The organism is Camelimonas sp. ID_303_24, assembly GCF_053543495.1.
In genome coordinates, this window is the sequence record NZ_JBLLJM010000002.1 from 183,966 (window position 1) to 201,433 (window position 17,468).

General features: G+C 66.4%; 13 protein-coding genes. 2 read left to right on the top strand and 11 right to left on the bottom strand.

Annotated elements, in window-relative coordinates:
• Nucleotides 1–256 precede the first annotated feature (256 nt).
• The 7 genes from ACERNI_RS01385 to ACERNI_RS01415 form a co-directional block, all read right to left on the bottom strand.
• Nucleotides 257–730 carry a VOC family protein gene (locus ACERNI_RS01385; protein ID WP_448831475.1) on the bottom strand — a complete coding sequence of 158 codons (474 nt, stop codon included), beginning with the start codon at nt 728–730 and terminating at the stop codon, nt 257–259.
• A gap of 126 nt (nt 731–856) precedes the next feature.
• Nucleotides 857–1,228: an SUF system Fe-S cluster assembly protein gene (locus ACERNI_RS01390; protein ID WP_448831793.1), complete on the bottom strand. Its 372-nt coding sequence runs from the start codon at nt 1,226–1,228 to the stop codon at nt 857–859.
• Between the two features lie 259 nt (nt 1,229–1,487).
• The gene (locus ACERNI_RS01395) at nt 1,488–2,729 is read right to left on the bottom strand and encodes a cysteine desulfurase (RefSeq protein ID WP_448831476.1); all 1,242 of its coding nucleotides are present in this window, start codon (nt 2,727–2,729) and stop codon (nt 1,488–1,490) included.
• 145 nt (nt 2,730–2,874) lie between these two features.
• The gene (sufD, locus tag ACERNI_RS01400) at nt 2,875–4,182 is read right to left on the bottom strand and encodes a Fe-S cluster assembly protein SufD (protein ID WP_448831477.1); all 1,308 of its coding nucleotides are present in this window, start codon (nt 4,180–4,182) and stop codon (nt 2,875–2,877) included.
• A gap of 11 nt (nt 4,183–4,193) precedes the next feature.
• On the bottom strand, nt 4,194–4,946 hold the full coding sequence (gene sufC / locus ACERNI_RS01405) for a Fe-S cluster assembly ATPase SufC (protein ID WP_448831478.1): 753 nt from the start codon (nt 4,944–4,946) through the stop codon (nt 4,194–4,196).
• A 91-nt stretch (nt 4,947–5,037) separates the two neighbouring features.
• Nucleotides 5,038–6,507 (bottom strand): Fe-S cluster assembly protein SufB, encoded by a 1,470-nt coding sequence (gene sufB / locus ACERNI_RS01410; RefSeq protein ID WP_448831479.1) that lies wholly within the window; start codon nt 6,505–6,507, stop codon nt 5,038–5,040.
• A gap of 116 nt (nt 6,508–6,623) precedes the next feature.
• The gene (locus tag ACERNI_RS01415; protein ID WP_448831480.1) at nt 6,624–7,790 is read right to left on the bottom strand and encodes a cysteine desulfurase family protein; all 1,167 of its coding nucleotides are present in this window, start codon (nt 7,788–7,790) and stop codon (nt 6,624–6,626) included.
• A gap of 440 nt (nt 7,791–8,230) precedes the next feature.
• On the opposite strand from ACERNI_RS01415, the gene ACERNI_RS01420 reads away from it, so the two are divergent.
• A complete protein-coding gene (locus ACERNI_RS01420) occupies nt 8,231–8,938 on the top strand; it encodes an alpha/beta hydrolase (protein ID WP_448831481.1) in 708 nt (235 codons plus the stop codon).
• Between the two features lie 269 nt (nt 8,939–9,207).
• On the opposite strand, the gene ACERNI_RS01425 is transcribed toward ACERNI_RS01420, so the two are convergent.
• The 3 genes from ACERNI_RS01425 to ACERNI_RS01435 form a co-directional block, all read right to left on the bottom strand.
• A complete protein-coding gene (locus tag ACERNI_RS01425; RefSeq protein ID WP_448831482.1) occupies nt 9,208–10,350 on the bottom strand; it encodes an anhydro-N-acetylmuramic acid kinase in 1,143 nt (380 codons plus the stop codon).
• Between the two features lie 360 nt (nt 10,351–10,710).
• Nucleotides 10,711–11,259: a recombinase family protein gene (locus tag ACERNI_RS01430; protein ID WP_448831483.1), complete on the bottom strand. Its 549-nt coding sequence runs from the start codon at nt 11,257–11,259 to the stop codon at nt 10,711–10,713.
• A gap of 134 nt (nt 11,260–11,393) precedes the next feature.
• Nucleotides 11,394–11,750, bottom strand: a complete 357-nt coding sequence (locus ACERNI_RS01435; RefSeq protein ID WP_448831484.1) for a hypothetical protein — start codon at nt 11,748–11,750, stop codon at nt 11,394–11,396.
• A gap of 304 nt (nt 11,751–12,054) precedes the next feature.
• On the opposite strand from ACERNI_RS01435, the gene tyrS reads away from it, so the two are divergent.
• Nucleotides 12,055–13,347, top strand: a complete 1,293-nt coding sequence (tyrS, locus tag ACERNI_RS01440) for a tyrosine--tRNA ligase (RefSeq protein WP_448831485.1) — start codon at nt 12,055–12,057, stop codon at nt 13,345–13,347.
• A 169-nt stretch (nt 13,348–13,516) separates the two neighbouring features.
• On the opposite strand, the gene ACERNI_RS01445 is transcribed toward tyrS, so the two are convergent.
• Nucleotides 13,517–17,095 (bottom strand): hypothetical protein, encoded by a 3,579-nt coding sequence (locus ACERNI_RS01445; RefSeq protein WP_448831486.1) that lies wholly within the window; start codon nt 17,093–17,095, stop codon nt 13,517–13,519.
• Nucleotides 17,096–17,468 lie beyond the last annotated feature (373 nt).

Sequence of the window (17,468 nt, forward strand, 5' to 3'; positions counted from 1 at the left end):
AAACTCCATTCATCGTCATTGAATACATCGCCCGATACGGGTGAGAGACGTCGCAGCATGCTTTTTCCTGGCGGATGAAGCAACTTGTCAGATGGTAGGAGCCTGACTGTTGTGACAGCTGTTGGAAATATCCTGGGCACAGGCCGCATCGGCGACAATGCCCTGCTCCTCGCCCAGACAATTGCCGGGGCGCGCATCGGACATCGGCCAGCAGACCAGACGCTTGCCGCCGCGCCTTTTGCCGGATGCGGCTGGGTTAGCCGCCGGGAATCGGCCAGAGACCTGGCGTCGCCAGTTCAAGCAGATGGCCGTCCGGATCGCGAAAATAAATGCTGTGGCCGCCCTTGGGCCAGTCGGTGCGCCCCTCAATGGCGACGCCGCGCGCCACAAGCGCCGTTTCCCATTGCCCCAGCCCTTCGCGGCTTGTCGCGAAGGCGATGTGCTGCTGGATACGGTCATCCGGCCGGGTTTTCAGATAACCGTGCGGCGGAATGGTTCCGCCCGGCATATGCACGGTTTCCGTGGTGGCGCCGCGCTGGAACAGCAGCAACACGTTGCGATCGCCAGCCGCATAGGCCCGGAAGCGTCCATCCGCCACCAGCGGGCGCAAGCCGAGGATATTCCCGTAAAACGCCGCCGCCCTTTCCAGGTCGTCCACATAAAGCGCGCTCTCAAGCAGCTGGCCAAGAGGCGGTGGATCAAAAGGCGGCGGGCTGTCGCTGGCGGTCATCTGCGGCGTTCCTTCCATGCGGGCGCGCAACAACGAACCCGCCCTGTCAGGAAAGTATATCTCACCGGGCCAGATACCAGGCCTGGCAGCCCGACAATGTGTCCCGCGAGACTGCCGTCGCGGCGCTTACCACATATCGAGGGCGACGCGGGCCTCGTCGGACATGCGGCTCTGGTCCCACGGCGGATCAAACACCATCCGCACATCGACGCCGGATACGCCAGGCACGGCGGCGATGGCGTTCTCCACCCAGCCGGGCATTTCGCCGGCCACCGGGCAGCCGGGGGCTGTCAACGTCATGTCGACGTCGACATGACGGTCGTCATTGATCGCGACGCGGTAAATCAGGCCAAGCTCGTAAATATCGACGGGGATTTCCGGATCATACACCGTCTTGAACGCCGCGATGATTTCGTCCGTCAGGCGATCGATCTCTTCCGGCGGCAAGGTGGACGACGGCGTGACGTCAGGCGCGTTGGGCGCGGGTCCGTCGGTCATCTGGTTCTGGGTCACTTCGTCATCTCCCGGGAGCGGACCGCCACGCGGATTTTGCATCCTGCGGAAACCGCTCCTGATCCGGCTGGCTGGCCAAACGAATGAAGCCGCCGCCCAAACACGCATTCCAGAGCGCTATGCGGTTTCACCGAACCGCATCACGCTCTAACTTTATAATTTCGCATGACTATTCGCGGACAAGCGATGCCCACCTGCCCGCATCATGCTCCAGCCGACGGCATACACCGATGCCGTGGTCATGTCATCCAAACATGCGCTCGGCCTTGCGCAGCGCATCGACCAGCGCATCAACCTCGTCGCGCGTATTATACAGCGCAAACGACGCCCTGCATGTGGAGGTGGCGCCGAAGCGCGTCAACAGCGGCATGGCGCAATGGGTGCCAGCCCGCACCGCCACGCCAGCCCGGTCGATGATGGTGGCCACGTCATGGGCGTGGGCGCCCTTCATCTCGAACGACAGGATGGCGCCCTTCCCCGGCGCCCGGCCGATGATGCGGATGGAATTCATTTCGCCCAGCCGCTCATGGGCGTAGGCGCTCAATTCCGCCTCGTGGGCGTGGATGCGGTCGCGGCCGATGGCCTGCATGTAGCGTAGCGCTGCGCCGAGGCCGATGGCCTCGACGATCGGCGGCGTGCCGGCCTCGAAGCGGTGCGGCGGCGTATTGTAGGTGACCGTGTCCATGGTCACCGTCTCGATCATCTCGCCGCCGCCATTGAACGGCGGCATCTTCGCCAGCAGGTCGCGCTTGCCGTAGAGCACGCCGATGCCGGTTGGTCCGTAAACCTTGTGGCCGGTGAACACGTAAAAATCGGCGTCGAGATCGCGCACGTCGACGCTCTGGTGCACCGCGCCCTGGCTGCCATCGACCAGCACCGGAATGCCGCGCGCATGGGCGATGCGGATCATCTCCTTCACCGGCGCGACGGTGCCCAGAACATTGGACATGTGGGTGATGGCGACGATTTTCGTGCGGTCGGTCAGCAGCTTTTCGTAAGCATCCAGATCGAGCACGCCATCGTCATCCACCGGAATCCACCTGAGCACGGCGCCTTTGCGCTCCCGGTGGAAATGCCACGGCACGATGTTGGAGTGATGCTCCATGATCGACAGGACGATCTCGTCGCCCTCGCCGATCGCCATGCGGCCGTAGCTGTCGGCCACCAGATTGATCGCCTCCGTCGCCGAGCGGGTGAAGATGATCTCGTCGGTCGAGGCGGCGTTGAGAAAGGCGCGCACCGCCTCGCGGCCGTCCTCGAACGCCTCGGTGGCGGCGTTGGCCATATAGTGCAGGCCGCGATGGACGTTGGAATAGCCGGTTTCCATCGCCCGGGTCATGGCCTCGATCACCGCGCGCGGCTTCTGGGCCGAGGCGGCGTTGTCGAGATAGACCAGCGGCTTGCCGTAGACCTGCCGGGAGAGAATCGGGAAATCGTCGCGAATGCGCGCGAGATCGAGAGGCGCGGCGGGCGTGCTGTCTGTCATGGAGACAATCGCGGGGCTGTCCCCGCCCTCCTGAAATACTGATCAGGGCGCCTCTGGCCGGGCGGACTATCCCATCCGGCGGGCGCTCCGGCGCATGCGGCGAGGTCGCCGCATGCATTGTCAGGACATGGAAATGCCTGCCTGCTCAGCCGCGGGCGGCCAGCCAGCTTTCCACCATGGCCACGAGATTGTCGCGCACGTCCTCGCGCGCCACGAATTCCAGCGGCTCGCCCAGGAACGCCTCGACCATCAGCGCCTCGGCCTGCTTGCGCGGCAGGCCGCGGGCCATCAGGTAGAACAGCAGATCGTCATCGAGCTGGCCGCAGGTGGCGCCGTGGGCGCACTGCACGTCGTCGGCGAAGATCTCCAGCTCCGGCTTGTTGTTCATCGTGGCGTTTTCCGCCAGCAGCAGCGCGGCGGACATCATGCGTCCGTCGGTCTTCTGGGCGTGCTGGCGCACGATGATCTTGCCCTGGAACACGCCGGTCGACTCATCGTCCAGCACCGTCTTGAACAGCTCGCGGCTGTTACAGTTCGGCACGGCGTGATCGAGCGTGAGCGTGGTGTCGGCGAACTGGCGACCGCGCAGCATGGTGGCGCCGCCAATGGTGATGTCGGCGCCCTCGCCCGCGCAGCCCAGGAAGATCTGGTGCCGCGACATGGCCGGGCCGGTGGTCAGCCCGAACGAGCTGAAGCGCACGTCAGCGCCCAGCGTGACGGCCAGCGTCGACACGGCCTGGGCGGCGTCGCCCTCAGCGTTGATCCGCGTGTGGTTCACGCGGGCCCCGTCGCCGGCGCTGATTTCCACCACCGCATTGACCTGGTAGGCCAGGCCGTTGGCGCCGGCGTGCGTCTCGATCAGATCGAGGCTGGCGCCGTCATCAACGATGACCAGCACGCGCGGCGCGGACGAGAATGGCGCCCCGGCGGCATTGGCGAAGCGCAATTGCAGGGCAACGTCGCCGGCGTCCTTCGTCACCCGCACGATGGCGCCTTCCGCCATGAAGGCGGTGTTGAGCGCCAGCATGGGGTTGTCCTGGGCCAGCTCCAGCGCGCCCAGGCGGCTGGTGAGGGCGTCGCCCGCCGCCAGCGCGGCGTCCAGCGCCACGATGTCGACGCCAGCGATCGCCGGCGGTTGCGAAACCAGGTAGCCGTTGACGAAATCCAGCGACGGAATCGCCAAGGGCGCCGGGAAGGCGGCGTTGCCGGCCAGCACCGTGGCGACGACGGCGGCGTCCGGCCGGGCGGCCGGCTCCGGCGCGTCGCGCAGCAGGGCGCGCAGGTCGGTGTAGTGGAACTCCTCGATCCGGCGGGTCGGCAGACCCGTCTTCTCGAAGCGGTCGAATGCCTCCGTGCGGCGACGCCCGGTTGCGCTGTCGCCTGGCAGGGAGTTGGCGGCGGCCTGGAAACGCGCGATCAGCGCGGTCTCGGCGGCGGTCCGCAACGGCTTCACGTCAGCGCCCATTATTCAGCGGCCTGCTGGCGGTAGTCGGCGTAGCCATTGGCTTCCAGCTCCAGGGCCAGCTCCTTGCCGCCGGTGCGGACGATGCGGCCATTGGCCATCACGTGCACGGTGTCGGGCACGATGTAGTCGAGCAGGCGCTGGTAGTGGGTGATGACCAGGAAAGAGCGCTCCGGCGAGCGCAGGGCGTTGACGCCGTCAGCGACGATCTTCAGGGCGTCGATGTCGAGGCCGGAGTCGGTCTCGTCGAGAATGCACAGCTTGGGCTCCAGCAGCGCCATCTGCAGGATTTCCATGCGCTTCTTCTCGCCGCCCGAGAAGCCGAAGTTCAGCGGACGCTTCAGCATGTCCTGTTTGATCGAGAGCTTTTCGGCTGCCTCGCGCACCCGGCGCATGAGGTCCGGCGTGGTCAGCTCGGCCTCGCCGCGCGCCTTGCGCTGGGCGTTCATCACCGCCTTGAGGAAGGTCATGGTGCCGACGCCGGGGATTTCCAGCGGGTACTGGAAGGCCAGGAACACGCCAAGGGCAGCGCGCTCGGCCGGGTCCATCTCCAGGATGTTCTCGCCGTCGAGCAGGATCTCGCCGTCCACGACGGTGTAATCCTCCTTGCCGGAGATGACGTAAGAGAGAGTCGACTTGCCCGAGCCATTCGGGCCCATGATCGCCGCGACCTCGCCCTTGTTCACGGTGAGGTTCAGGCCGTTGAGAATGCGCTTGTCATCGATGTCGACGACGAGATTCCTGATTTCCAGCATGGCGTTGTTCCGGTCTTTCGGGCCGGGCGTCGCGTCCTGCGCGCCTGCCGCGGTCCATTGGGTCTTGTTGTTCAGTTGAGGCAGCCGGGCGTCAGCCCACGCTGCCTTCCAGCGAGATCGAGATCAGCTTCTGCGCCTCCACCGCGAATTCCATCGGCAGATGCTGCAGCACGTCCTTGACGAAGCCGTTGACGATCAGCGCCACCGCTTCCTCGTCCGACAGGCCGCGCTGCATGCAATAGAACATCTGGTCGTCGGAGATTTTCGAGGTGGTGGCCTCATGCTCGAACACCGCCGAAGCGTTCTTCGACTCAATGTAGGGCACGGTGTGCGCGCCGCACTGGTCGCCGATCAGCAATGAGTCGCAATTGGTGAAATTGCGCGCGTTCGACGCCTTGCGGTGGGCCGAAACCTGACCGCGATAGGTGTTGTCCGACTTGCCGGCGGCGATGCCCTTGGAAATGATCCGGCTCGTCGTGTTCTTGCCGAGGTGGATCATCTTGGTGCCGCTGTCGACCTGCTGACGGCCGTTGGAAATGGCGATCGAGTAGAACTCGCCGTTGCTGCCATCGCCGCGCAGGATGCAGGACGGGTATTTCCAGGTGATCGCTGAGCCGGTCTCGACCTGGGTCCACGAAATCTTCGAGCGGTCGCCGCGGCAATCGCCGCGCTTGGTCACGAAGTTGTAGATGCCGCCCTTGCCTTCCGCGTCGCCGGGGAACCAGTTCTGGACCGTGGAGTACTTGATCTCCGCGTCCTCCAGGGCCACCAGCTCGACAACGGCGGCGTGCAACTGGTGCTCGTCGCGCTGCGGCGCGGTGCAGCCTTCAAGGTAGCTCACATAGGAGCCCTTCTCGGCGATGATCAGCGTGCGCTCGAACTGGCCGGTGTTGCGCTCGTTGATGCGGAAATAGGTCGACAGCTCCATCGGGCAGCGCACGCCCTCCGGGATGTAGACGAACGATCCATCGGTGAAGACGGCGGAGTTCAGCGTGGCGAAAAAATTGTCCGAGGCCGGCACCACCGACCCGAGGTATTTCTTCACCAGCTCCGGATGCTCGCGGATGGCCTCGGAGATCGGGCAGAAAATCACGCCGACCTTTTTCAGCTCTTCCTTGAAGGTGGTGGCGACCGACACGGAGTCGAACACCGCGTCCACCGCGACCTTCGACGTTTTCACGCCGGCCAGCAGCTCCTGCTCGCGCAGGGGGATGCCCAGCTTCGCGTAGGTCTTGAGGATTTCCGGATCGACGTCGTCGAGGGAATCCGGGCCGGAGAAATTCTTCGGCTCGGAATAGTAATAGGCGTCCTGGTAGTCGATCTTCGGGTAGTCGACGCGCGCCCAGGTGGGCTCGACCATGGTCTGCCAGCGACGGAAGGCGTCGAGGCGCCATTGGGTCATCCATTCCGGCTCATTTTTCTTGGCCGAAATATAACGCACCGTGTCTTCCGTAAGGCCCTTGGGGGCCTTCTCGGTCTCCAGCACGGTCTCAAACCCGTATTTGTACTGGTCTACGTCGATCGCCTTGACGCGGTCGACGGTTTCCTGCACGGCGGCCATCTTGTCCTCCTGTCACGGCTTCAAGGGCCGTGGGCTGGCCAGTCACGGCGCGCTCCCGAAAGAACGGCCAAATCAGATTGCACCGGCGACCTTGCGGCCGCCTGTTCGCGGGGGCGTCATACGCCCGCCAGCGCGCCTCTTCGTTCGCGCGCGCCAGCCACGCAGGCGGCGAACGCGTCGGCGAAGCGCGCAATGTCGGCTTCGGTTGAGTTCCAGCCGGTGCTGATGCGCACCGCCCCCCCTGCGATGTCCTTTGTCACTCCCATGGCTTCCAGCACATGCGAGCGCCTGACCTTGCCCGACGAGCAGGCCGAACCGGACGAGAGGGCGATACCCCGAAGATCGCACTGCATCAACAGGGTCTGCGCTGAAAAGCCGGGCGCCGCGAACGCCGTGACATTGGGCGCGCGCGTCGCGTGCTCGCCAAAAATCACCACGTCAGGCGCGATATCGCGCAACCGCCGTTCGGCAAGGCTTTGAAGCTCCCGGCAATGGGCGGCATTATGCTCAAGCTCTGTGGCGGCAATGCGGGCGGCGATCCCGAAACCGCTGATTCCGGCGACATTCTCGGTGCCGGCGCGCGCGCCGCGCTCCTGGCCGCCGCCGCGCAGCAGCCGCGTGTCCAGCGTGACGAAACCACCGCCAAGCGCGATGGCGCCAACGCCCTGCGGGCCACCGATCTTGTGCGCGGAAACGAACAGCGCGTCCGCCCCCAGGGCGGCCATGTCGACCGGCAGTTTCCCGGCCGCCTGGACCGCGTCGCACGCCACCACGCCGCCAGCCGCGTGGACAATCTCCGCTGCGGCGCTCACCGGCTGGATGACGCCGGTCTCGCTGTTGACCAGCTGGATGGCGAGCAGCGCCGGGCCATTGGCGTCAAGATCCGCGCGCAGCCAGTCGAGATCAATGACGCCGTCGCCATTCACCGGCGCATGGCTGACCCGACCCGCGGCGAAACCGTGGCCTTCCAGAACGCAGGGATGCTCGGTCGCCAGCGCGATCAGCCTGGCCGGCTGGGCTCCGTGGAACGATAGTCCACCCGCCAGCAGCGTATTGGCGGCCTCAGTGCCGCCGCTGGTGAAAATAATGTCCTGGCTGGCCGCGCCCACCAGCATGGCGACCTCATCGCGCGCCTGCTCGATGGCCGCCCGGGCCCGCCGGCCTTCTGCATGGATCGACGAGGCGTTGCCGGCGGCGCACAGGGCGTGGATCATCGCCTCACGCACGGCGGGTCGCGCCGGCGATGTCGCGTTGTGATCCAGATATATGCGCGCTTCAGTCATTCATGCCGCCCCAGAAAGGCCGTCGCCACGCCAAATGCCCGGCGGGCGAACGCAATCCTTGCAATGGACCCCTCTCGCCGTGTTAAACAGGCGCTCGCGCCTGTCTCCGGGCCAGACGCGGCAAACGTGCGGCCGTGCAACAGATCCTGACCAGGTCCGGCGTCCTGTTCTGGCCTGACCTGTTTTGGCCAGCCCCCTGGGGCCATGGCCATGTCTGCCATATGGGGTTCGCGCGACGCGGGCGCCATGGCCCGGATTCTGCTGGACGCGGACCGACCTGAGCCGTATCGCGCCGCGCCCCGGAGACCTGTTGCGAACCGCGTGTTAATGTGCGTAGAACCGTTCTAAGCCCTTTTTAGGCCGACCTGCCCTGAAGTCAAGCGCGCCCCGCGCCTTGACCTTCCAGAGGCGCACGGTCAGCCGCATCAGCAAGGTTGAGTATGCCTGAAGTCATCTTTCCTGGCCCTGCCGGACGCATCGAAGGCCGGTATCACCCGTCAAAGCGCAAGGGTGCGCCGATCGCGGTGATCCTGCATCCGCACCCGCAGTTTGGCGGGACGATGAACAACCAGATCGCCTACAACCTTTATTACACCTATGTGAAACGCGGCTTCTCCGTGCTGCGTTTCAACTTCCGCGGCGTCGGCCGCAGCCAGGGCAGCTTCGACCATGGCGTTGGCGAACTCTCCGACGCCGCTGCGGCGCTTGACTGGGTGCAGTCGATCAACCCCGAGGCCCGCACCTGCTGGATCGCCGGCATCTCCTTCGGCGCCTGGATCGGCATGCAGTTGCTGATGCGCCGCCCGGAGATCGAGGGCTTCATTTCCATCGCCGCCATGGCCAACCGCTATGACTTCTCCTTCCTGGCGCCCTGCCCCTCGTCTGGCCTGTTCGTGCATGGCTCGGAAGACCGGGTCGCGCCGGTGAAGGACGTTGTGCCGGTGATCGAGAAGGTGAAGACCCAGAAAGGCATCCTGCTCGAGCATGCGGTGATCGAGGGCGCCAACCACTTCTTCGACGGCAAGGTCGACGAGCTGATCGCGGTGGTGAACGACTATCTCGACAAGCGGCTTGGCTCGGGTGAGGAAGAAACCGCCGCGCTGCCGCCGCCGCCGGACCCGGTTGAGGAAGAAGCCGGGGAAGACTGACAGTGGAAGACTGACTGTCAGACCCGACGTTTCCCAAGGTTTGGGTGAAGCCGGGGTGGCGTTTGCGCTTTTCAGGCCACGGATGCGCCGGCATCTCCGCGCCCCGGCATGAGAGCCACATCGCCGGAGCCGCCATTTCGCGCCAGTTATCAGAAGGCCGCCGCCAGGCGGCCTTTTTCGCGTCGCGCCCTTGCTGCAGGCCCTTGCCGCGGGCCCTTGCCGCGCTCACGGCTGACCGTCGGAATCTGCCCCCGAAAGGCGGCGCCGGATCAGGCGGTTTCGGCGATGGCCGCGGTTTGCCGCAGCGGCGGTGTGGCGAGCACGCCGCCGGTCATTGGCGCGGGTGCGCCGGTGGAGCCGGGCCAGGTAAGCGGCAGGCCGTCGCAGCTGCGGACCGCAAGGAAGGCGAAGGCCTGCGCCTCGATGAAATCGCCATCCAGTTGCGCTTCATTGGCCAGAATGACGCGGGCTTGCAGGCGCTCCCGCAGCAGGCGGATCAACTCCGGATTGCGGGCGCCGCCGCCGCAGACAATCCAGCGCGCCGGCGGCGGACCGCCCGACGCCTCCACCGCCCTGGCGATGGAGCGGACAGTGAAATGCGCCAGGGTGGCGGCTCCATCCGCCGCGCCCAGATGCGCCGCCACGCCGGGTGAAAACCAGTTGCGGTCCAGGGATTTGGGTGGCGGAGCGTCAAACCACGGATGCGACAGCAGCCAGGCCAGCAGGGCTTCGTCCGGAGCGCCGGCGGCGGCCATGGCGCCGTCAATGTCCATGCTGGCGCCGGCGCGGGTGCGCATCCAGTCATCGAGCAGCGCATTCCCCGGCCCGGTGTCGAAGGCGACGAGCGATCCGTCCGCATTGATGAAGGTGACGTTGGCGACGCCGCCGATATTCAGGAAAGCCACGGGCGGCGCCAGGCCAGCCCAGCGCGCCAGGGCGGCGTGAAACACCGGGACCAGCGGCGCGCCCTGGCCGCCGGCCGCCACGTCGGCCGCCCGGAAATCATACGCCACCGGGATCCCCGTCGCCGCGGCGAGCCTGGCGCCGTCGCCCAGTTGCACGGTCAGGCGGGCTTGCGGGCGATGCAGCACCGTCTGGCCGTGAAAGCCGATGACATCGACATCCGATGGCCCCAGGCCGTTGCGGCCCAGGAAGTCATTCACCGCCTCGGCATGGGCGGCGGTCACCAGATCCTCGGCCGCGGTGAGCGCCGGCGGCCGGTCTTCGCGGCGCGTGAGCGCCGGCGCCGCCGTCATGGCCTCCGCCAGGACGGAGCGTTCCGCCGGGCTGTACGCCCGATATCCGGTCGGGCCAAAGGCGTGAATGGTTTCACCGTCCGTTTCCAGCAACGCCACGTCGACGCCGTCCATCGACGTGCCGCTCATCAGGCCAATCGCCCGCCGGACAGTCATCCCGTTCAACTCCTCAACCTGTTATGGAACGTCTTTTGCGGTGGTTGGCCGAAGGCGGGCAGCGCGCCAGCCGGGCCGGCGTTGTGTGGCGACGCCAGCCCATGCGGTCAAGCATAGCAGCATTTCTGGTTGTGCAGGAGCGGCGGGAACGGGAGACGCGGGAGGAGCCGCCGGATGGCGCGGCAAGGCCGGGCAGGCTGTTGGCATGCAGCGACGGATAGGGGTGCAAGCCTGGAGTGCGGCGCGGCGCGCCAGCATCGAAACCGTCCACGCCGGGGCGCGTATCCGCCGCACGGCGGGTCATCCCCTGATTCGGCGTGTTTCTCGCGCGATGAAGGGCTTCCGTCAGGTCCCGTGCTTTCAGGTCTCCTGAAGGATCCGGTAAATCGTCGCGGTGGAAACGCCAAAGCGCCTGGCCACCTGGCGGGTCGACATGCCCTGCTCGGTGACGAGACGTTGGGCCCGCTCCCGTTGCGCGCTGGTCAGGACAGCCGGGCGTCCGCGTTGCCGCCGTTCCTGCTCATCGTTTCTGGCTTCACCGCCCCCTGCCGGACCTGCGCCGCGCGGCGTCGGGCGGATCCGCTCCGCCAGGTATCTGGAGACCGGCAGCAGCGCGTCGCCCAAAGGCGTGCCGGGCGTGATGTCGCTTTCGCCGACCTGAATGGCGGCGCCGGTTTTTGAAATTTTTTCGAGCGAATCAACAATTGCCTCGAGGCTTTGCCCGAGCCTTTCGAGGGAGGCTATCAAAAACACATCCCCTTGCCGCAAAAAGGCGATCGCGTGCGCGAGAGTCGACTGCCCGCTCTCCGGCGATTCCGCCAGGAAGATACGCTCTGCGCCATTGGATTCGAGGAAAGTGTTGTCGCTGACAACGCCCTCTCTCGCGGCCTGACCAAAACCAATCCGCACCCCCTCCCCCCTCACGTTCAGTTCTTCAGACTAGCTTCCGTTATCTTTTTTGCATTCGCGCCCGCATTCAGCCGGCGCGCAGGTTGATCCACCAGCTCCAGTCTTCACGCTCTCCGGCCTCACCCCATCGTTCCTCAAGGTGAGGGCTGGGTGAACCCCATGTATCTGGTGGGACAAATACTCGCATGCACTTGCCCGTCGGTATCCTTGTCCGTGCGATCCTGATTTTGCATAATTTCAAAAAAGATCGCAAAAATTACGATTTTTGCGAAGTTCCCCAAGTTACTACGCCAAAGGTCGTAAGCGAAAGCTTGTATTTGGAGCAAGGCTGCTTTTCTTGCCTCAGGACGATGCGCCAAACAGGCGGAAGCTTGACTGTAAATAAGAATTTTATCCCATAAATCAGCAGCATATGCGGGGCGCGTCTGTAGCCCCCCGGGGGCTGGGTTTTCATGGCTGGTTGTCCAGGACAGTCCGCCGGCAAGGGCCATGCCGGCGCCCTTCCTGCCATGCCTCCCGCGCGGCGGAGGCTCCCGGCGCGCCCGATCTCGCGGCGCCGGAGCGGTTCGCCCCTCCCGCCTGACGGCGCGCATGGTTCTGGCGCTATCCCGCGTGATCTCCCGGCGCAAAGATGTTAAACGCGCGCAAGCCAGATTTGCGTCTCCCGCCTTCCCGTCCCGCCTCCGCCATGCGCGGCGTCTGGAATGGAGGCGGAGACACGGCGACGCCCGGCCCTGAGCGCCGGGCTCGCCTCCGCCAGAGATATTCCGCCAGAGATATAAAGTGAGCGAGCTGATGACCGCGCCAAAATCCGACTTTCTGCGCGTCCTGACCGAACGCGGTTACATTCACCAGTGCTCGGATCTGCCGGGACTGGACGAGAAGGCGGCGTCGGGCCAGCTCACCGCTTATGTCGGCTATGACTGCACCGGGCCGTCGCTGCACGTTGGCCATCTGCTGTCGATCATGATGCTGCACTGGTTCCAGCAGACCGGCCATCGCCCGATCGCCCTGATGGGCGGCGGCACCACCCGCGTCGGCGATCCCTCCGGCAAGGATGAGAGCCGCAAGATCCTGACCCTGGAGCAGATTGAAGAGAACAAGCAGAGCCTGCGCACGGTGTTTTCGCGCTTCATCGATTTTGGCAAGGACCAGGAGGGCCTGGCGCCCGCGCCCCACGGAGCCGGCGCCGGCGCGCCCGCCTTCATGGTCGACAACGCCGAGTGGCTGGCGCCGCTGAACTACATCGACTTCCTGCGCGACGTCGGCAAGCACTTCTCCGTCAATCGCATGCTCAGCTTCGATTCGGTGAAGACCCGCCTGGAGCGCGAGCACGAGCTGTCGTTCCTGGAATTCAACTACATGATCCTCCAGGCCTATGATTTCGTGGAGCTGAGCAAGCGGCATGACTGCGTGCTGCAGATGGGCGGCTCGGACCAGTGGGGCAACATCATTAACGGCATCGATCTGGGGCGCCGCATGGGCCGTCCCCAGCTCTACGCCCTGACCTGCCCGCTGATCACCACCGCCTCGGGCGCCAAGATGGGCAAGACCGCCAGTGGCGCAGTCTGGCTGAAGGGCGACATGCGCAGCCCGTATGAATATTGGCAGTTCTGGCGCAACACCGAGGATGCGGACGTGGCGCGCTTCCTCAGGCTGTTCACGGTGCTGCCGCTGGACGAGGTCGCCCGTCTGGCGGCGCTGGGCGGCAGCGAGGTGAATGAGGCCAAGAAGATTCTGGCCACGGAAGCCACCGCTTTGCTGCACGGCCGCGCGGCGGCCGACCAGGCCGCCGAGACAGCGCGCAAGACCTTCGAGGAAGGCGCCCTGGCGGCGGATCTGCCCAGCGTCACCATCGCCCTGGCCGATCTGAAGACCGGCCTTGGCGTGCTCTCAGCCTTCACCAGCGCCGGCCTGGTGGCCTCGACCAGCGAAGCGCGCCGCCAGATCAAGGCCGGGGGCCTGCGGGTCAACGATGCTGTGGTGAGCGATGAACGCGCGGCGCTGACGGAGGCTGATCTCACCGGCGACGGCGTCATCAAGCTCTCTTTCGGCAGGAAGAAGCACGTGCTGCTGCGCGTCGCCTGAAGCCCGCCGCGTCTGCGAAGGGATTTCCGGGAATCATGACCCATGGGGCGGCCGCCAGGCCGCCCCTTTTTATGCGGGCCTCCGCGCACGGCGGGCTGGTGCATGAAGATCGGCTGATGCGTGAATGCGCCCGCTCCACTGCTCCGGAACGCGCGCCGGCTGTTCCCGCCTAGGGTACGCGGCCAGGGGGGGCCGGCGGCGCCTGTTGCGTACGGCCGGCTCCGTCCGGCGTGAACACCTCCAGGAACTTGCGGAAAATCCCCGGCGCCACCGCGGTGAGCGGATTGACGGTGAGCGTTGGCGCGCTGGCTGGCCCGGTGATGCGGAAGCTGACAGCGAACAAGCCTTCATTGGCGCCGCCGCCAATCAGCGGCCCCACCAGCGGAATCCGCGCAAAGGCATTGTTGAGCGCGTAGGCCGGAATGAACGTGCCGGTCAAATCCGTGCGGTCGCGCGCAAAATCGACGGTTCCATCAAGCTTGATGCCAACCTGCGGACCCCAGATGATGCCGTCGCGCAGCTGTACGCGGCCAGCCCGGCGGTCGAACGACCCCTGCAGGCGCTGGAACGGCACTTCGGAGACGTTGAGGCGTTTTGACCCGGCGGCCGGCTGGGCGGCGGCGATGCGTCCGAGCGCCGGTTCATCACGCAGCGTGAACCGGGCCACGTCGATTGAGCCGCTCTGGCCCTTGCGTCCGAGCTGGGCCGAGATAACCAGGTCGCCGCCATACATGCGCTTGTAGAGGTCGGTGAAACGGAGCAGCGCGCCGGCGTTCGAAGAACGCACTTCCAGCTTCTCCGTCATGTCCGCCTGGGGCGAGAGGCGCAAGGAGGTCGAGGCCTGGCCGAAGCGCCCGTCCATCGTCGCCTGACGCACCTGACCATTGCGCGAGGTGAGTTTCAACGTGGCGTTGGTGAGCGATTCATCATTGAATCCCGCCAGAATCGCGCTCGACAGGTCCAGGTCGATTTTTGGCGCGCCGGAGCCGCCGCCGGCCGGGCCACCTGTGCCGCCGTCGTCGGTGACGATGGCGCGCAACATGGGCCTGGCGTCGATGAACTGCCCGCGCACGGTTACCTTGTATATGTCCTCGGCGCGCTCGACATCGACGCGCATGTTGTCTGTGGGCGACATGCGGAAGCCGGCGAAGCGCAGCCGCTGGAACCCACCCTTTGCGTCCAGCTCCATCATTCCCTTGCTGGCGGAGACATTGCCGGCGTCGACGGTCAGGTCGGACAGCCGCCAGGCGCCGCGCTGGGTTTCCAGCTGGAAGGACAGCCGCCCCGGCTTTCCGGCGGGCTTGGACCAGCCAGGCAACAGCCCGGCGATGCGCGCGCGCGCCAGATCCACCTCAATGCGCTGGCCACCGGCTTTCGCGGCGTCCCGCCCGGCGTCGGCGTCCTCCAGCGGCAGGATCGCGTGAACCGTGACCGGCCCGGAAAAGCCGGAGCCAAGGTTGACGTTGAAGCGCGCCCGGGCGGCGTCATCAAGCGTCGCCGCGACCCGGATTTCTCCCCCGGAGCGGCTTTTGCGCTGCTGGCGCAGATCCAGGGTCACCGGCACGGATGCAATGCGCCCCTCGCCCTTCAACTGGCTCTGGGCCTGGTCAACCATCACCTGGAACGCCCCCGCCTCGAGACGGTGCTCCCCCATGACCTGGGCAATCGTTACATTGCTCAGGGAGCCGGAAATCTGCGGCTGGATCTCGACTGTCTCGGTGGCGGGCTTCAGCGGGATCGTCAGGCCGACGCTCAGCTCCGCCTGGCCAGTGACCTTGGCCGGATCAATCGGCGCGGCGCCCAGACCGGCGCGGGCCATGACCCGCAAAAGGGCGGGAAGATCGCCGTTGACGCGGAAGGAAACGTCAGCGGTAGGCTCTGGCCGCTGCGCGGAATGTATCACCACCTGGCCGCCGGAGATGGGCAGCGCCGGGCCGTCTGCGGGCGTCATGCGCGCATCCTTTACGGCGATGCGGGCTTCCACGCCGGTTACGGCGGCGGTCGCGGAGGCGTGAACCGGCGGGGTGTCTGGCGAAGCGCGCCAGACCGCGTCGCGCATGCTGATGTCAACAGCCAGCTCATCCGCGCGCATGGGCATGCGCTGGCGCGCCTTCTGGATATCCTCGCGGGTCATGCGCACGCGCACGTCAAAGCTGTCGACGCGGCCAGACGTGAACGTGCGCCCCATGTAGTCGCGCACCGCCCTGGCGGAGAAGGATGGCCACATGGCGAGGGCCGCGCGGGTGTCGGCGTCCCTGCCAGCGATGGCGAGGCTGACGCCGTCCCCGGTCGCGGCGCCGCCCAGCTGGCCGGTCACCGAGACGGAACCCTGCCTGGTCTCCACGTCGAACTGGTCGATGCGGGCGCCGCCATCGCGGGCGCCCGCCAGACGCGCCGTAACGCGCTCAACGGGCAGCGGCGCGTCGCCTGGACCAAAGGGCGCCGCCAGCGCGTCAGTGGACGAAAGCTGCAATCGCCACGGATCTTCGCCCTCGCCCCGTTCAAGCCCCCCCGACGCGGTGACATGATAGCCGTCCCATGCGGCGTGTAGCCGGTGAATATCGAACTTCTGTTCGTCCGGCCGCCAGCTTGTTTCCAGCTCCACGGCGGTCATGGTGAAGTGCGGCATGTCCGGGTCATCCGTGTGGATGACCGCCGGGGCGCCGCTCACCTTCGCCACAAGATCCACCAGGGCGCCGTCGGGGCGCACCGCCCCCGTGATCGAGCCGGACAGCGGCATGTCGGTCCATACGGCCTTTTCGCGGTGGGAGAAGGCCTGCAGGTCCGACACCGGCACATCGCGGAAGGTCACGTTGGCGACCCGCTTTTCCCCGCCACGCCCGGAAATGGCGCCATCGAGCCGCCAGCGGCCCTTGCCCCCGGTCAGTTCAAAGGAAAAATTGCGCAGATTGTCCTTGGGGCGGCTGAAGGTCAGTTCGGCGTCGCTAAACCGGAAGCGCTCGCCCCCATCGGCGCCAACGAGGATCACCCGCGCATTGCTGATGCTGGCGGCGTCGACGCCGCCGAGCAGGCCGTCGCTCTGGGTCAGCAGTTCGATGGCCGACGCGACGCCTTTTGCCAGCGCTTCCGTCAACTGGCGGGGCGGCTGGGGCGCAGAGGCGGCGTCGGCGCTTCCCGTTTTCTGTGGCGCGTTCTGTGGCGCGGCGATCGCCGGGTCGGTTTCTGCTCCCGCCTGGAAAGATATCTGGCCTTCCGGGCCCATCTCCAGACGGAGCGCCAAGCCGCGAAATTCGATGGAGCGGGGCCGGAACTGCCCCCAGACCAGGCCCCATGGGTCAACGGCGACCGTCGCTTCCGGCGCGGCGACGGCGCGCTGGCCGTCAGGCGCAATGATGGCGACGCCCTGCAGGGTGAGCGCCGGGTTGAAGCCGGCGTGGTTGATGGCCGCCGCATTGATGCGGGCCTCCCATCCATTGCCGATCTGCCGGTTCATGGCGGCCGCGACGCGCTGGGACAGGCCCTCGATGGCGATGGGGCCGAACGCCAGGCGCACAGCCAGCACGCCTGCCAGGAGCACCACGAAACCAAGGCTGATGGCGACGAACAGCCCGGCGACCCGCGCCGAACGCCGCGCCAGGCTCCTGCGCTCCCCGCGCGCCGCGCCGCGGGCGCGCTCCTGCTCGTGGCCGCGCTCATTCTCGCCGGCGCCCTTGTGGGGCTGACGCGCTGGGGTCTCGCTTTTCTTCCGGCGCAATTTGAAGCGCGTGGGCGGGGTCGACCTTGGCAACCGGGGGCATTCCCTTTGTTCAGACATCCGGCGGGATCGGAAAGGGTCCAGCCGGATTGGGCGGGGATGCTGCCCCAGGTTTCTGGCGCGCCGCGCCATTCATGCAAATGCCCCGGTCCGGGAGGCCTGGCGCCGTCGCCTGGCAACAGGCGGCGCGGCTACCCTTAACCAACCGGCAGTCAGGGAGGCCCCCGGCACAAGCGGGCGCCGTTTCCTGAAGAAAAAGCCGCCGCCCGCCATGGCCCGCCTTCGCCGGTTCGCGCGAAGGGAGTTGCGGCGGGAGGACGGGTCTGGCAGTTCGTCTCTGGCAGTTCATCCCTGGATGATGAACCCGCCCTCCAGAGCAATACGATTCTCGGCCTGCCGGCCACAT

Coding starts and splice junctions, on each gene's coding strand:
- ACERNI_RS01415 (WP_448831480.1), bottom strand. CDS start 7,790: ATGACTGAAGCGCGCATATATCTGGATCACAACGCGACATCGCCGGCG.
- ACERNI_RS01390 (WP_448831793.1), bottom strand. CDS start 1,228: ATGACCGACGGACCCGCGCCCAACGCGCCTGACGTCACGCCGTCGTCC.
- ACERNI_RS01385 (WP_448831475.1), bottom strand. CDS start 730: ATGACCGCCAGCGACAGCCCGCCGCCTTTTGATCCACCGCCTCTTGGC.
- sufB (WP_448831479.1), bottom strand. CDS start 6,507: ATGGCCGCCGTGCAGGAAACCGTCGACCGCGTCAAGGCGATCGACGTA.
- ACERNI_RS01395 (WP_448831476.1), bottom strand. CDS start 2,729: ATGACAGACAGCACGCCCGCCGCGCCTCTCGATCTCGCGCGCATTCGC.
- sufC (WP_448831478.1), bottom strand. CDS start 4,946: ATGCTGGAAATCAGGAATCTCGTCGTCGACATCGATGACAAGCGCATT.
- ACERNI_RS01425 (WP_448831482.1), bottom strand. CDS start 10,350: ATGACTGTCCGGCGGGCGATTGGCCTGATGAGCGGCACGTCGATGGAC.
- tyrS (WP_448831485.1), top strand. CDS start 12,055: ATGACCGCGCCAAAATCCGACTTTCTGCGCGTCCTGACCGAACGCGGT.
- ACERNI_RS01420 (WP_448831481.1), top strand. CDS start 8,231: ATGCCTGAAGTCATCTTTCCTGGCCCTGCCGGACGCATCGAAGGCCGG.
- ACERNI_RS01435 (WP_448831484.1), bottom strand. CDS start 11,750: ATGGCCCTTGCCGGCGGACTGTCCTGGACAACCAGCCATGAAAACCCA.